We start from the raw sequence: 15,035 nt of genomic DNA on the forward strand, positions 1-15,035 counted from the left end.
GTCAACTCCCGGTCGAAGGGCCGATACCCATTGAGGAGGTCGGAATGAAGTTATCCGATGGTTTTGACGCTCGCCGCTTGCGGCCCAAAGGCCAACGCAACTGGCGTTTTCGAATTGGCGCCGCGTTTGCCGCGTTGCTGGCAACGTGCGGTGTCTTGCTCGCCATGGCCGCTGCCGCCAGCCTGTTTGGCCACGTACCCGCGCTGGGCGAACTGAACACCAGCCGGATCGGTGCAGCAGTGATTCTGGCGGTCGGCCTGTTCCTGCTGTACCTCGGTGTGTGGCTTTGGCGTCGGTGCCGACGCCGTTCGCGCCAGTCGCGCGGGCTGAACATGTCTCCGCACCTGATGAAAAAACACGACTGAACAGTAGACCCGGTATTTGCCGGGCCTCAATTGTTATGGATAGCGCCTCGACTTGGGTAAACTGGCCGCCCTTCGCGGAGGCTGACATGCAAGACAACGATTTTTCCCTGTTCAAAAGTGCGATCCAAGGCGTCAAGCCGATCAAGCACGATCGCGCCGAAACCGGCAAACCCAAGGCCGACCGCGCGCAAATTGCCAAGCTGCGTCAAGCCGCGACCATTCGCACCGATGCCACCACCGTGGATGGGCTGTCCGATCAGTTCGTCATCGATGTCGGCCCGGAAGACGAGTTGATGTGGGCCCGTGACGGGGTTCAGGAAAGCCAGATGCGCAAACTCAAGGTCGGTCAGATTCCGTTCGAGGGCAGCCTCGATCTGCACGGCATGAGTGTGGAAAAAGCGCGAGAAACCCTCTGGGCCTTTCTGGCCGAAGCGACCAAATTCGAAATTCGCTGCGTGCGCGTCACCCACGGCAAAGCCGTGCGTCTGGACGGCAAGCGGCCGATGATCAAAAGTCACGTCAACACCTGGCTGCGCCAACACCCACAGGTGCTCGGCTTCACCTCGTGCCAGGCCAAACATGGCGGCGCCGGAGCGGTGTATGTGATGCTCAAACGCACCATGATGGAAGGTCGTGACGAGTAAAGCTGTCGCGTCATGCTTGCAGCGCCGTGTTTGCCACCGTACCCTTGCCCTTTGCGAAAATCCCCACAGGTAGTTTCATGTCCCTGGAACAGAATTACACGGCCATCCTTGGTCAACTTGGCGAGGACGTCTCCCGCGAGGGCCTGCTCGACACGCCAAAACGTGCCGCCAAAGCCATGCAGTACCTCTGCCGCGGTTATGAACAGACGCTGGAAGAGGTCACCAACGGTGCCTTGTTCAGCTCCGACAACAGCGAAATGGTGCTGGTCAAGGACATCGAGTTGTACTCGTTGTGCGAACACCACCTGCTGCCGTTCATCGGCAAGGCGCATGTCGCCTACATCCCGAGCGGCAAAGTGCTGGGCCTGTCGAAAGTGGCGCGAATCGTCGACATGTACGCCCGCCGCCTGCAGATCCAGGAAAACCTCAGCCGCCAGATCGCGGATGCGGTCCAGCAAGTCACCGGCGCCTTGGGCGTTGCGGTGGTGATCGAGGCCAAGCACATGTGCATGATGATGCGCGGTGTGGAGAAACAGAATTCGTCGATGATCACCTCGGTGATGCTCGGTGAGTTCCGCGAAAACGCGGCCACCCGCAGCGAGTTTCTCAGCCTGATCAAGTAATGTGTAGCACGAAGAAAACCGGCATTCATCGCCGGTTTTTTTTCGTCTGCAAAAAATCAGGTAAGCTGCGCGCCCTTCTTCATTCGCACCGTGAGGCTTTCAACGTGTTCGTAAAAGCGCTTCGTGTCGGCCTTGGCCAACTGATCATCTTCATCGACTTCCTGACTCGTCCCGGCAAGAAGCAACGCCCCGCCGAGGCTCAGGCCAAGGTCAACTCAGCTGCCAAAGACCTGACTCTGTATCAATTCCACGCCTGCCCGTTTTGCGTGAAGACCCGCCGTACCCTGCGCCGTCTGAATGTTCCGGTGGCGTTGCGTGACGCGAAAAACAGCGAACAGGATCGCCATACCCTGCTGGAGCAAGGTGGCAAGATCAAGGTGCCGTGCCTGCGCATCGAAGAGAACGGTCAAACGACCTGGATGTATGAGTCCAAGGTGATCATTGATTATCTGGATAAGCGTTTCGCGGCAGCCTGATGGTTTTTGCGGTGTTCTGATGGACGCCATCGCGAGCAGGCTCGCTCCCACAGTTGATCGCATACTCCTGTGGGAGCGGCGGTGCGACGATTCGACTTGCCCGATGGGGTCAGTAAAGCCACCACAAATTTCAGTCAAATATAAACCGGCCCAATGACCGATTTATTTGTTTTTGCCCCCCCCACAGGCTGCTTTAGCGTCCCGGACTGAACCTTTGGATCGGCCGGTTTGACGCCATCGCGGGCAAGCCACGCTCCCACAGTTGATCGCATTCCCCTGAAAGAACCCAGTCACCTGTGGGAGCGTGGCTTGCCCGCGATGGCGTCCTTCCTGTCGATATATTCCTATCGCCAAATATCCAGCCGACAAAACAGAAAACATTATTTGCTTTTTTTGTATACAAAAGCATAATCCACTTCGTGCGAGTTCTTGACCAACCGGTCAACAAATTCGCAAGTGCCTTGCCTCAAAGGGCCGCTGCCACCCTCATGGGTCCGGTCCTGGAAATAACAATAAAACTCTTGAGGAGTACTCGCTGTGGAAAGCCGCAAATCCGAAGCATCGACGCTGGATCTTTCGCCGCCATTAAGCAATGGCTTGCTTGAGCGCATCTTCAAACTCAGCTTGCATGGCACCACGGTGAAGACCGAGCTGATTGCCGGTCTGACAACCTTCATCACGATGGCTTACATCATCTTCGTCAACCCCAACATCATGGCCGACGCCGGGATTGATCACGGTGCCGCGTTTGTCGCGACCTGCATCGCGGCTGCACTGGGTTGCCTGTTGATGGGCCTCTACGCCAACTGGCCCGTCGGCCTGGCGCCGGGCATGGGCTTGAACGCTTTCTTCACCTACACCGTGGTCGGCACCATGGGCTACAACTGGGAAACCGCCCTCGGTGCGGTATTTGTGTCCGGTGTGTTGTTCATGATCCTGACCTTTTCGCGGATCCGCGAATGGCTGCTCAACAGCATTCCAGTGAGCCTGCGCTTCGCCATGGGCGCCGGCGTCGGTTTGTTTCTGGGGCTGATCGGTTTGAAAACCGCGGGCATTGTCGTCGATAGCCCGGCGACCCTGATCAAGCTCGGTTCTCTGCGCGAACCCGGCCCGCTGCTCGCCGCCGTTTGCTTCCTGATGATCGCCATCCTCAGCTATCACAAAGTGTTCGGCGCAATCCTCATCAGCATCATCACCGTCACCCTGGCAGGCTGGGGCCTGGGCCTGGTGCACTACGAGGGCATCATGTCGGCCCCGCCGAGCCTGGCCCCGACCTGGATGGCCATGAATCTGGCCGGTGTCTTCAACGTCAGCATGATCAGCGTGGTCCTGGCCTTCCTTTTTGTGCACATGTTCGACACCGCCGGCACTCTGATGGGTGTGGCCCAGCGCGCCAATCTGGTCGGCGCAGACGGCCGGATCGAAAACCTCTCCCGCGCCATGAAAGCCGACAGTGCTTCCAGCGTCTTTGGTGCGGTGGTGGGTGTTCCACCGGTCACCAGTTACGTTGAAAGTGCCGCAGGCGTTGCGGCGGGTGGTCGGACCGGGCTTACCGCCGTGACCGTGGGTGTGCTATTTATTGCCGCGATGTTCTTCGCACCACTGGCCGGTATGATCCCGGCCTATGCAACCGCCGGCGCGCTGATTTATGTGGCGATGCTGATGATGGGCGGTATGAAGCACATCGAATGGGACGAAGCGACCGACAGCATTCCGGCCATCGTGACCGCGATCATGATGCCGCTGACCTTTTCGGTCGCCGATGGCATCGCGCTGGGTTTCATTACCTACGTGGCACTCAAAGCCGGTACCGGTAAATACAAGGAAATCTCCGTCAGCTTGTGGGTGCTTTGCGCGATCTTCATCGCCAAGTTCATTTTCTTGTAAGCCGCACACGTTTCAAAACAGCCTCACCCCACCGGGTGGGGCTTTTGCACAAATGGAGGAAAGTGATGAGTCTGGAAACCTGGCTGCTGTTCGGCGGCGCTGCGCTGGTGGTGATCCTGATCCCGGGTCCCCTGTCGTTGCTGATGATCAGCAACAGTCTGAATTACGGTTTGCGCCGTTCTTACCCCGCGTTTCTCGGTGGCGTGATTGCATCGATCTGCTTGCTCAGTGCCTCGGCGCTGGGTCTGGGCGCATTACTGCTGGCGTCTGAACAGCTGTTTAGTGCGTTGAAAATCGTTGGCGCGTTGTACCTGTTCTATCTCGCCTGGCAGAGCTGGCAGCAATCGCGTCTGCCGTCGGTGGGTGCAGAAGTGCCTCAGGTGGCGCCAGTGCCGCGCTTTCGCGCACTGTTTGGCCGCGCGTTTGTATTAGGTGCGAGTAATCCGAAAGACATTCTGTTCTTTGCAGCCTTCCTGCCGCAGTTTCTCAGCGCCGAGCAGCCGTTCCTGCCGCAGTTGCTGGTGATGATTGCTACCTGGACCGCGCTGGATCTGCTGTGCAAATTGGCTTATGGGCTGGGTGCGCATGGTGCCGCGCGGTACCTGCGCAGTGGCAAGGGGCAGAGCTGGTTTAATCGGATCAGTGCGGGATTGTTCAGCGGCGCCGGGGTTGCCTCGTTATTGAGCAATCATTAACACTATCAACTCATATCCTTATCTTGTAGTCGTTAACAATTCAGCTGAAATCCTATCTAACAAGTTGTGCGACCAAGGACGGCGTCGCAACTTACCTGAAATATAACGCAATACGCGAAGCCAATATTTACTTTCGGGAAACTGCGAACACCTACTAATATGGCGCTGCAATCTCGCACACAACTCCAAGACAAGGATGTCTCCTATGGCTATTCCCCTGCAACCACCCGACTCAGATAATTACAATACCGTCGAGATTACGGATATTGGGTTAGACCCAAACGAACTTTCACCTTCGACTATCGATTTTGAAAGTGATGACGCGCAAAAAACTAAAAACCCAAAAAACTACCAAGCTCAGCTTAAAGTGGCGGACGAGCTGTTCGGCCCTCTTAAAATAGGTTCATTCTTCGTCACGCGACGCGCACTGGATGTACTGGGCGCGACAACAAATGGTCAACCATTGAATGGGCACAATACTTTTTTCCGTCACCCCAAACGTTCATTTATCAATTCATTACAGCTTGACCCTGTTCTAATTGAAGCACGTATGCAGTCAACCCATACAGCAGATGACTATACATTACCTTCGTTGTTGTTCGAGATTGCAACCCAGCGCCCGTTAACAGCCCTCCCCCTGTTAAAGGATGTTCCTGTCACGCTATCTGAACAAAATCACTACCAACACAAACTGGACAAACTGCTGAAGTCGGCACAAAAGCTGGATATTCGCCACACGAACCTTCCTGACAGCACCCCTCAATGGGCAAACCGTATAAAAAGCAGCAGCATGGTGAGTATGGGAACCGGGCTTCAGGCCTTCGGACTCTACAGCGGCCTGCGTGGGTTGCAAGATGCCATCAGCCGAAAAGACGAAGGAGAGGTTGTATTCAACAGCCTCAGTATTACCGCAGAGTTTTCATCGATAGCTGTCGAACTGGCTGTCGCCAAACGAGCAAAATACATGATCGAAGCGGGTCAAAACGCCTACAAGGATTTTGCCAAAACCCGTTTTGGGGTTCGATTGGGACGGGGGGGAGGCCTGATAGCAAGTGCCTTGACTTTACCCTTCGATATTATCTCTGCGGTTAAATCCTTTAACAGTGCAGCAGGCGCCACCGGCAAAGAAGCCCTGGACCACTATGTCAGCGCAGGCTTGAGCGTGACCAGTGCAGCAATGACATTGATATTAGGTGCCGCCGCCCTGGCAGGCTTTTCGTTCGTGGGGCCGGTGGGTCTGGCGGCAGGGCTGCTTCTAGTCGCGGGGTCACAGATCTATGCGGCAGTACGCGTGGTGGATGACATTGACGATTATATCGAGCTCACTGCCCACGAGCGCCTCCGCACAGGCTGGTTCGCCTTCTGGGGAGTCAGTCCTGACCAAAGCATTCAAGATCGTCACGCAATTACCAAATCGTCGGTTGAACACGCGAAGATATTACAAAAAACCGCCAGGAAACTACTGGATGGCAAATTAAAGGATAGTACAGAGGTCATCGTAAACGGTAAGTTCGAGGTAGAACTTAAGCCGACACAGGTAAGGCAGTACGATTGGGACGCACAACAATATATCTATAAGACTGTAGCAAAACCCCAGGTTATCGACGGGAACGACATGATTGATGCTCGAGCCGGCGTTACAGTTGACATGCCTGGTGCGGAGTTTGGAACACCCGGAGAGAATAAAGGGGCTTTGTGGTTTATCGGCGGCGGACAAGACGCTGTCCGTGGAATAGGAAAAAAGCCCAACCGATTCTATTACGGCGCTGGCATCAAAAACCTGACGGGGGGTGAAAAAGACGATGAGTTCATCTTCGAAGGCGCCGCTGAACTGCTAAAAAATGGTCCAAAGGACTCCTTACCGACGACATTGTATGGAGGCTCGGGCAGCGACACGTTAGTACTGGACGGCGATTATCCGGAGCCCAACAAACAACGACTTGGCTATCACATCGACTTGAATGATGGTCGACTGTCCATCATCAGCTACGACAGCGCCAACAAAAACCGCTGGAATTACCGGCACACGCTGTTAGAGAGCATTGAAAACGTTGAGACCCTGGAGGGCGCGAAAAGTGAAGTCATTGGCACCGACGGGCCGAACATTATCAAGGCTCGCGGCTTTGATACCATTCAGGCGGGTGGCGGTGATGACCAAATTTATTTGTTCAACCGTCACGGCTCGGCTGTCGGAGGTGCTGGCAAAGATCACTACGCTATTGCACACAAATCCGGCGGCGTCTCTATTACCGAGGATGGCATCGATGAAAGTGTCATTGCCCTGGATTGGAGAATGGACCTGATAAAAAGCTGGAGAGTAGAAAACCAGCAATTGGTCATTACCTCGGGTTTCGATACTGATGATAGGAGAGAGAGAGATGTTTATATAAAAGAGGTTTATCAAAAAGCCGGCAACCTGCGCCAACTACAAAACAACAAGCTGACATTTATTACAAAAGACGGATTCCACTTAACTCCTGAACTCCCTGAGACGCTCGAGAATGATGACACTACGGATATTCAGGTTGTCATTTCCCAACAAGGGGCACTGCATAACCCAATCATACTGACCCAACCAGAATGTACGATCCCCCATGGCAGAAATACGAGCTATTGCGTTTCGAGACTTAATGAGCAAACAACATTCCACGTTAAGCAGCCCAGTCGCAACACGCTTACCACCCTTTACCTGGATTACGCCAGTGATGAACTGACCCGTGTCGAAGCTTATTATTATGCGGATCTCAGAAAAGGACAGGAGTTCGACCGCATTATGTATGCGGATTGTGGCCTGACGTTTCACTTCGACAGCAAGCAATTAGTCATCAAAAATCTGGCGCAATCCTACACCGGCGGAGACGGCAGAATCACAAGCCGAATAATTCGCCCCGACACCACTTTGAATCACCATTTTTTATTGATCATGAACGATGGGGTTTCCTATCGTCTCTCGCAACCTCGATTGCCCGACAGTGTGTTTGTAAACATTGACTTTGAAATAGTCGGCTCCATGAGGTGGACAAGCGAGGTTCCGCTTCCTCTGATACCCAGAGATGGAACGCATATTTATCGCAAGCCTTTCGACAATGAAGCGTACACGTTGGGCACAAGGGACAACTGCGTACACATCCAGGCTTCCCCCGAGCAGACAGCTATCGAAAATCTGACAGGTGAAGGTGCAAAGTACCTTGTTCACCTCAGCCCTGGCCTTACATTGCGCATTGCGACCCCCGGAGCACTGGCCGATGCCACTCCCCGACTCCCCTTTGCCTCCAGGTGGGAATTTGACGCAACTCAACTGGGCGAGGTTACGATCCAGCTGATGAATAATCGGCTAGTCCTTGGGCATACGGTGATTCATCTCCCAGTCTATAAAAGCCCCGAAGACCTCATTGATGAAATAAGTGTCATCACTGCATCTGGCATTATTTACAGTGTTGACCTTGTTTTTGAAACCGTGCAAATGGATTCGTTAGACGGACGCTATTGCAAAAATTACTCAGACCTCAGTGTATCAATACCCGAGGACCTGGAATCATCCGACACCAATGAACTTCCCGTTCGAAACATGGCGATGAAAGACGCCCCCCTAGGCACCCTTACCTTCAATCTGTCGACACGGCGCTGGATTCTGGATACCGATGAGTCTCGAACTGTCCAGTACGCAGACCTGATGAAACTCAACCGGTGTCAACACCAGTTAGAACATTGTCATGAACTGATGGAGTTCGGTGCCAACCAATCTCCCCCTGTCAGTGCGACCAACTTACGAGCACTGATGGATGCCTGCAAAATCTTATAACATCTACTGAATACTCCACGACGTCGCAACTCGACCTAACGGCGAAATTTTTTGTATAAAATGCTTCTCCCGCTATAAATATATAGTGCACTTCGAACACCGAATCATCCGAAACTAACGCCTGTAAACATCAGACGCCACGCATTTTCACGAGTGTTGTTCCGACAATGACTCTTTCGTCTTCATACAGGTGAACTTCCTGAATCAGCCATCCACTTGATTATTTATAGGAACTTTTAAATATGGCTAAACCGCCCAAGAAAGTGACCAACGCTCACCCGGCCGACTCTTCGTCGACACCGCCAAGAACCTCGCAAGGGGAAGAAGTGGTCAGAGGCGATCGTCCGGTCCAGCCTGATTTGCGTCGGCTGGCGGGAGAACCAGAGCCTGACTTGCGTATTTCGACCAACCCGCCAAGTGACACTCCTCATCATCAGCCAGTGGTCGTCACCGAGATGCCCGGCAGGGAAACGATCACCCACCCCGCCGACCTGGTTTCCTGGCCCCGGGATCAGATCGGTCAACTAATTCACATCGGCGACTCAGGGCTCTATATGAGCAAAGCGCAAGTGATGTATGCCGACGTTGAGAACGCCGGGCTCGGTCGGGTTGAACTCAATGCGAAAGGACATTATCAGGTTCATTTTCCGTTTGCGGCGGACTATCCGGGCCCGGTTCTGAAAAAAATCCCAAGCAAGGCACAGTGGCAATTTTTAGAACCTTGGCCTGCTCCCCCAGCCGGAGGTTCGAACACAAACATTTCGGTTGTCGATGCTCCTTTAATCCCCATAAAGCCAGCTGCGAGTCAGAAACTACCCGCCGCCGATACACTCGGAATACGCTGGTATAACCAAAAAAGCTATGTCGATGTAATCGACGAGGGCACAGTGCTGGTTGTCCAGGGCGTGAATGGAGACTATCAGGCGACCTCCTCGCGGGAGCTGACGCCGTCCGGTCCCGCACTGGAAAGAATTGGAGTCACACTACTCTGGAGACGTAAATCGGCCAGTGCCAGGCCGGCGCAGAAACGCAACATCCCTGCACATTCCTCATCTTCTGAAGATTCCGGAGCAGGTCCCGCCAAGCGTTCTCGAACGGACGAAAGCCGTTATACATCTGCCAATGCCCCCGTCACATCAGATTTCAATCCGTACCTATGGGCCTCATGGGGAACAATAGCGAAACCTGAGGCCGTCGTATCCGTTCAGGTAGGCCAGCTTCACTTTCAAATTGTGCCCCAGGGACAATTTCCCTATCCGCTCGTGACCTATCTCCAGCATCCCGACTTCACCCCCGCTCGCTTCGAAGTTTTCGAAAAAATGCTGGTGGAGTCGCCAGGGTTACAGCCGGTTGCCGCCATCCGCGACAGCACGAGTAGCCCATGGAAAGTTCAAGGCAGCGTTCGTCAATTCGATAGACCTCTAACGCAGACTGTCATGGATTCATTCCAGGACTTTTCGGTTCATACCTCGCGGGCCATCGCCAAGCGCCTGTTTGAGCGCTCTGGTCATTCCGAGATCATCATCCAGGATGGATTGTCCGCGACAGCGGTGACCCTTCGTCACTGGAAGGACAAATCACCCTTGTTCATTCCTGAACTCGAAAACCCGGTGGATTTGTTGCCTGTTGCTCCACGCACCGGCCCTTCCGGGACGTTCATTTCCACACGACCACCTACACCGCATGATCCGTTGCAACGGCTGGACTTCACTCTTCAGCGATATCCCGTTGAGTGGGCTCGTTACATTGAGCAGCGATCTGATTACAACCTGAAACTTCTACTGAATAAGGTACTCAGCAACAACGGGTACGAAGTGTTTCCTTTTATAAATGCTCCATGGAGCTCAACACTGATATTCAAACGTGCAAACCATGACAAAATTTACTTTCTCAAGCTGGGTCTTGCCGAGGGAGATTATATTGAACTCAAAACAACGGCCCCGGAGTTAGCCGACCCAAAACTGGCCAATAAGATCGGCAACAACGCTTACCAGGCACTGATGACTGCTGACACGCAGGGCAATATTGTATGGCTTGTCGGTGGCGCGCAATCAACTCCTGAAGGATGGCAATCCGCATTTATCATGAGGGAACGTTGAAAGCCGCCCAACACACCAACTTCATCACGCACAGACACGAATTACCAGACACTCAATTTCGATATCTTTTTTCAGGGCACACATTCGTCTTAGAGATTCAAAGCACACACATTTAAAACGGCACGCGAAGTTACAAGCCCAACACAGACTCTATTTTCGCGCGCCATTAATTTGCCTTGATTAAAGCACTATCATTTTGCTCAAACAGCACTTAAATATTAATTGGAACCTGACCATGGCCAAACGTCCAAAACCCATCAATTCGAAAGCAGCAGATTCGCCCACGCATCCAGGATCAACACCTGAATCCAGTTCGATCAGGGGCGATCATTCCGGTATATCCGGCAGATCTGCCTTTGACATAGAGCAAGCGCCCGGCACCGGCGCGTCGACTGATTCACCGGATATAGCCCCTCGCCAGACGATTGTCGTGACTGACATACCTGTAAGCGGGGCTGGCGCTGTTGCAACGGCCTCCAACCTGACTTCCTGGCCTCGTCACCAGATCGATCAACTCTTTCGGATCCACGACACTGGGCTCTTCATGAGTGCCGAGCAAAAGCTCTACGCGGATACTGGGGCAGAAGGACTATTCAGAATCGAGCCCAATGCGAAAGGCGAATACCAGGTGCCCCTTCCCTTCGCCCCTGATCAGCCCGGCCCGATTCTCGCAAAAATCCCTGGCGAGCCGCGGTGGCGAATCGAGCGACAGGGACTGGATACAGCGGTAAACGGCAAAACTGTATTCATGCAGCCCTCCGATGCCTCTGCAAAGCAAACGCTGCAGGTCATTCTACCGTCACTTGCCGATAAGCTGACCAAGGCCGATGCGAAGGGGCTCCGTTACGACAAGTTGAAGAGAACTTATGTCGATGTCGTGGAAGAAGGCACCGTACTGGTCCGTAAAAATGTGAAGCGTGAGTATCAGGCGACCACCAACAGCGAGTTGGTCCCGTCGGGACCTGTGCTTGAAAGCATCGAAGGATTGACTCTTTGGCAACGTACGCCACAACACCCTGTACGGTCTTCAGGCACAGACGACTCAGGCCCTGGTCCGAACAAGCGCCCTCGCCTCGGCGATGATATCGAACCTGCCGAAACAGAAGCGAACATCACCCCTGTTACCGCCACAACCACTACGAACCCTTATCTTTGGGCATCCTGGGGAAAAATAACTAAACCCCATGCAGTGGAATCCATTCAGATAGGCCAGCTCTACTACCCTATCGTGCCCCAGGGTCCGCTGGCCGATAAACTGCCGTTCGCTTTTATTCAGCACCCTAAGTTTGCGCCCTCGCGCTTTGAGCCATTCGAACGCATGTTGCAAGAAGCACCTGAACTGCAACCGGTATTGACTTATCGTACCGGCCAGGACCCGCAGAAGGTGAACGGAGCGCAGCCCGTCTTCATAAAACCGCTGACCCGGTATGTGGCCGATACATTCAAACACTTTACGGATCAAACATCGCGGGTCGTCGCCAAGCAATTATTCGAACTTTCCAGTGATGCCGGGGAAATCAACGGCAGCGGCATCGCACGCATGATGCAGACCTTACGCCACTGGGAAGGTACATCGTCAATGGGGGTTTCTAGAGTAGGAGACCCGCTGGATATGTTGCCCGTCAATCCAAGTAGAGAAGTGTCCAGGCGCATCGTTTCTTTACTCGTACCAGACTCTGTAAAGCACTTACAGCAACTGAACTTCAACGCTTCGCACCACTGGAATGTTTACGCAAACGACCCGTCGGCGAAGAGCCTGAAGACCATGTTCATCAACCTCCTCAACGAAAGCGGTTACGACGCCTCGACTCCAGGGGGTGCGACCATTCTCCATACACTGATTTTCAAGCGTCCCAGCCACCCTAAGGTTTATTTCTTGAAACTGGGACGAGTGGCGACTGATGACATCGAAATCAGGACTCCGTTGACACCAGAACTTGATGATCCTCTGTTGAAAAATCAGATGAACGCCGAGATGCACCAGACATTAGTTGCTGCCAATGCACGAAATGATCTGGTGTGGTTGATAGGTGGTGTTCAGCAGCTGCCGGCAAAAATCCCTTCCATTTTTATTATCAGAGACCGTTGATACGGCTTTTCGCATCAGGCATTAAAAATTACTCAATTGGAACAATCTTAATGAAACGCCCAAAAATCAAAAACACCAATACTCCCGATACTCCGTCTATATCTACCAGAATTGCACCAGGAGACGACTCCGTCCGGATCGACCGCTTCCGCACGATCGGCAGATCCGGATTCGACGTAGAACAAACGCCCGACACTCAGCCCTCGACTGGTTCCTCCGATGCCGCGCCTCGACAGACCGTTGTGGTTACCGACATACCTGGCCGCACTCTCGGCCCAGTCTTCGATACGCCCGTGCGGTCTGAAACACTGGTGATCATCGAGCCCGAACTGGCCGTAAAGCTGACTGCAGCGGACCCAGCCTCGGGATTGCGTTACGACAAGCTGAAAAGAACCTATGTCGATGTCGCAGAAGAAGGCACCGTGATGGTTCGCAAAAATGCAGACGGCGTGTATCAGGCGACCTCATCCAGGGAATTGAACCCGTCCGGACCGTTGCTTGAACCCATTGAAGGAATGATGTTCTGGGAGCGGAGGCCACAAGCTACCCAGCCAGTGGATGAGGATTTCGGTCCAGGCCCCAGCAAGCGTTCTCGCCCCGAGGAGACAATTGATCCGTCCAATACTGGACTGGGGACCACCCGAGTGGCCTTCGACTCCAAACCGGATCCCATTCCATGGGAAGCCTGGGGTGAAATGACAAAGCCTGACTACGGCTCATCCATTCAGATCGGTCGCCTGCACTATAAGACGATGCCCATTACCACCGCTTACGGCTATAAACCACAAGCCCCCGTTTACATTCAGCATCCGGAATTTGCGCCTTCCATCTTTGCAACCTTCGAACGAATGTTGTCCGAGCAACCCGAAAAACAACCCATCAAGGCCATCCCCATTGGTGAGAATAGCTGGCAAGTAGTAGAGGGCGACACGCGCCTCTTCGAAAAACCACTGTCCCACTCAGTCGCCGAAACATTCAAAGACTTTACGGATTACACGTCATGGGGCGTTGCCAAACATTTACTGGAAGGTCATAAAATTCACCAAGACTATTCAACGGCCCAGATAACGTATCAGATATATAACACCCAAATGTCAGAAGCTATTCAAACGCTTCGTTACTGGAAAGGCGATACAGCGGTCAGTGCACCTCGACGCGAAAACCCCTTGGACATGTTGCTGATTTCCTTACACAGGAATAAAAACCTGCAAAGAAATAGAGTAGATATACAGCACCCTCTGAACATGAATGGGCTGTATCGGCTGGACTTTGACACTCGGCGTTTCCCGATGGAATGGAGTCATTACAAAGCTGATCCGTCCGACTTTAACCTCAGGCGCCTCTTTGGTGCCTTGCTCGTGCGTAATGGCTACGAAGTCTTCCCACTGACCCAAATACATACAGATCCGGTATTGGTATTCAAGCGCGTTAATCACGACAAGGTTTACGCCGTGAACCTGCGTGTCGTGATCGGCGATCACTATGAATCGGGTAACCCCCCCGCGCCTACCAACAGAGCTTTAGGCGCAAGGGTCGGTCATGAGGCACAGGACGCGATGATTAGCGCTGACACCCATGACAACCTGATTTGGCTAACAGGCGGAATTCAAAAAATCGATTCTCAAGAATACGTGTTCATCATTCGGGAATACTGAGACACACCCCTGGGCCTTTCACGGACTGCTCCGTGACAGGCCCGCTCAAACAGGCTTGCTCGTAACGAAAAAAAGCCCGCAGTGTGAGCGGGCGAAAGACCAAAGAAGCTATATGCGCAGTCGCTTCCAGGTTGAGGCAGCTGCTTGGGGGATCAGCTGCCGCGGTAGGTGGAATAGCTATACGGCGAAATCAGCAACGGCACATGGTAGTGATCCTGTTCCGCAGAGATGCCGAAACGCAGCACCACTACATCGAGAAACGCCGGCTCCGGCAGCTGAACGCCACGGGTGCGGTAGTAGTCGCCCGCATGAAACTGAACCTGATAGACCCCGGTACGGTAGTCATCGCCCTGCAGCAGCGGTGCATCGACACGGCCGTCGCTATTGGTGATCGCGCTGGCGACCAATTCCAGCTGCGAGCCTTCAACGCGGTACAACTCGACCTTGATCGAGCTGCCCGGGCAACCGTGTGCAGCGTCCAAAACGTGTGTAGTCAAACGTCCCATTGATTCTGCGCGCCTGCCTGCGTAGAGCAGTCAGACCTCGCGCCTCCCGAAGTCAGTTAAAAAGGAGACCGCACCGATTCGGAGCACGAATCACTGCGGCGAGCGATTGATTAAGACACTTTTCAAAAAAATTGTACACAATTAAAACGACATATTTACCGCCATGCCCGCCAGTCGGGAATTTGCAGCGAATT

General features: G+C 53.5%; 11 protein-coding genes. 10 read left to right on the top strand and 1 reads right to left on the bottom strand.

Translation table 11 applies throughout. The features are described 5' to 3' along the window. Positions 1–44: 44 nt before the first annotated feature. The 10 genes from ACA048_RS20225 to ACA048_RS20270 all read left to right on the top strand — a co-directional run bounded on the left by ACA048_RS20225 (position 45) and on the right by ACA048_RS20270 (position 14,335). Positions 45–365, top strand: a complete 321-nt coding sequence (locus tag ACA048_RS20225; protein WP_497625989.1) for a hypothetical protein — start codon at positions 45–47, stop codon at positions 363–365. Between the two features lie 86 nt (positions 366–451). Further along, on the top strand, positions 452–1,009 hold the full coding sequence (locus tag ACA048_RS20230) for a Smr/MutS family protein (RefSeq protein WP_497625990.1): 558 nt from the start codon (positions 452–454) through the stop codon (positions 1,007–1,009). 77 nt (positions 1,010–1,086) lie between these two features. Then, entirely contained in the window at positions 1,087–1,632 is a 546-nt protein-coding gene (folE, locus tag ACA048_RS20235) for a GTP cyclohydrolase I FolE (RefSeq protein WP_003204506.1), read from the top strand. A 104-nt stretch (positions 1,633–1,736) separates the two neighbouring features. Continuing rightward, on the top strand, positions 1,737–2,108 hold the full coding sequence (locus ACA048_RS20240; RefSeq protein ID WP_497625991.1) for a glutathione S-transferase N-terminal domain-containing protein: 372 nt from the start codon (positions 1,737–1,739) through the stop codon (positions 2,106–2,108). A gap of 537 nt (positions 2,109–2,645) precedes the next feature. Continuing rightward, on the top strand, positions 2,646–3,995 hold the full coding sequence (locus ACA048_RS20245; protein ID WP_497625992.1) for an NCS2 family permease: 1,350 nt from the start codon (positions 2,646–2,648) through the stop codon (positions 3,993–3,995). 65 nt (positions 3,996–4,060) lie between these two features. Further along, on the top strand, positions 4,061–4,690 hold the full coding sequence (locus ACA048_RS20250) for a LysE family translocator (RefSeq protein ID WP_497625993.1): 630 nt from the start codon (positions 4,061–4,063) through the stop codon (positions 4,688–4,690). Between the two features lie 205 nt (positions 4,691–4,895). After that, positions 4,896–8,492, top strand: coding sequence for a calcium-binding protein (locus tag ACA048_RS20255; RefSeq protein ID WP_497625994.1), 3,597 nt, complete (start codon positions 4,896–4,898; stop codon positions 8,490–8,492). A gap of 242 nt (positions 8,493–8,734) precedes the next feature. Further along, positions 8,735–10,591 carry a hypothetical protein gene (locus tag ACA048_RS20260; RefSeq protein ID WP_497625995.1) on the top strand — a complete coding sequence of 619 codons (1,857 nt, stop codon included), beginning with the start codon at positions 8,735–8,737 and terminating at the stop codon, positions 10,589–10,591. A gap of 196 nt (positions 10,592–10,787) precedes the next feature. After that, complete coding sequence (locus ACA048_RS20265) at positions 10,788–12,680, top strand: hypothetical protein (protein WP_497625996.1); 1,893 nt, start codon at positions 10,788–10,790, stop codon at positions 12,678–12,680. 50 nt (positions 12,681–12,730) lie between these two features. Beyond that, positions 12,731–14,335, top strand: coding sequence for a hypothetical protein (locus tag ACA048_RS20270; RefSeq protein ID WP_497625997.1), 1,605 nt, complete (start codon positions 12,731–12,733; stop codon positions 14,333–14,335). A gap of 152 nt (positions 14,336–14,487) precedes the next feature. On the opposite strand, the gene uraH is transcribed toward ACA048_RS20270, so the two are convergent. After that, positions 14,488–14,841, bottom strand: coding sequence for a hydroxyisourate hydrolase (uraH, locus tag ACA048_RS20275; protein ID WP_497625998.1), 354 nt, complete (start codon positions 14,839–14,841; stop codon positions 14,488–14,490). Between the last annotated feature and the right edge of the window lie 194 nt (positions 14,842–15,035).

Source organism: Pseudomonas sp. LBUM1659, from assembly GCF_059716045.1.

Coding starts and splice junctions, on each gene's coding strand:
- ACA048_RS20255 (WP_497625994.1), top strand. CDS start 4,896: ATGGCTATTCCCCTGCAACCACCCGACTCAGATAATTACAATACCGTC.
- ACA048_RS20270 (WP_497625997.1), top strand. CDS start 12,731: ATGAAACGCCCAAAAATCAAAAACACCAATACTCCCGATACTCCGTCT.
- ACA048_RS20225 (WP_497625989.1), top strand. CDS start 45: ATGAAGTTATCCGATGGTTTTGACGCTCGCCGCTTGCGGCCCAAAGGC.
- ACA048_RS20230 (WP_497625990.1), top strand. CDS start 452: ATGCAAGACAACGATTTTTCCCTGTTCAAAAGTGCGATCCAAGGCGTC.
- folE (WP_003204506.1), top strand. CDS start 1,087: ATGTCCCTGGAACAGAATTACACGGCCATCCTTGGTCAACTTGGCGAG.
- uraH (WP_497625998.1), bottom strand. CDS start 14,841: ATGGGACGTTTGACTACACACGTTTTGGACGCTGCACACGGTTGCCCG.
- ACA048_RS20260 (WP_497625995.1), top strand. CDS start 8,735: ATGGCTAAACCGCCCAAGAAAGTGACCAACGCTCACCCGGCCGACTCT.
- ACA048_RS20250 (WP_497625993.1), top strand. CDS start 4,061: ATGAGTCTGGAAACCTGGCTGCTGTTCGGCGGCGCTGCGCTGGTGGTG.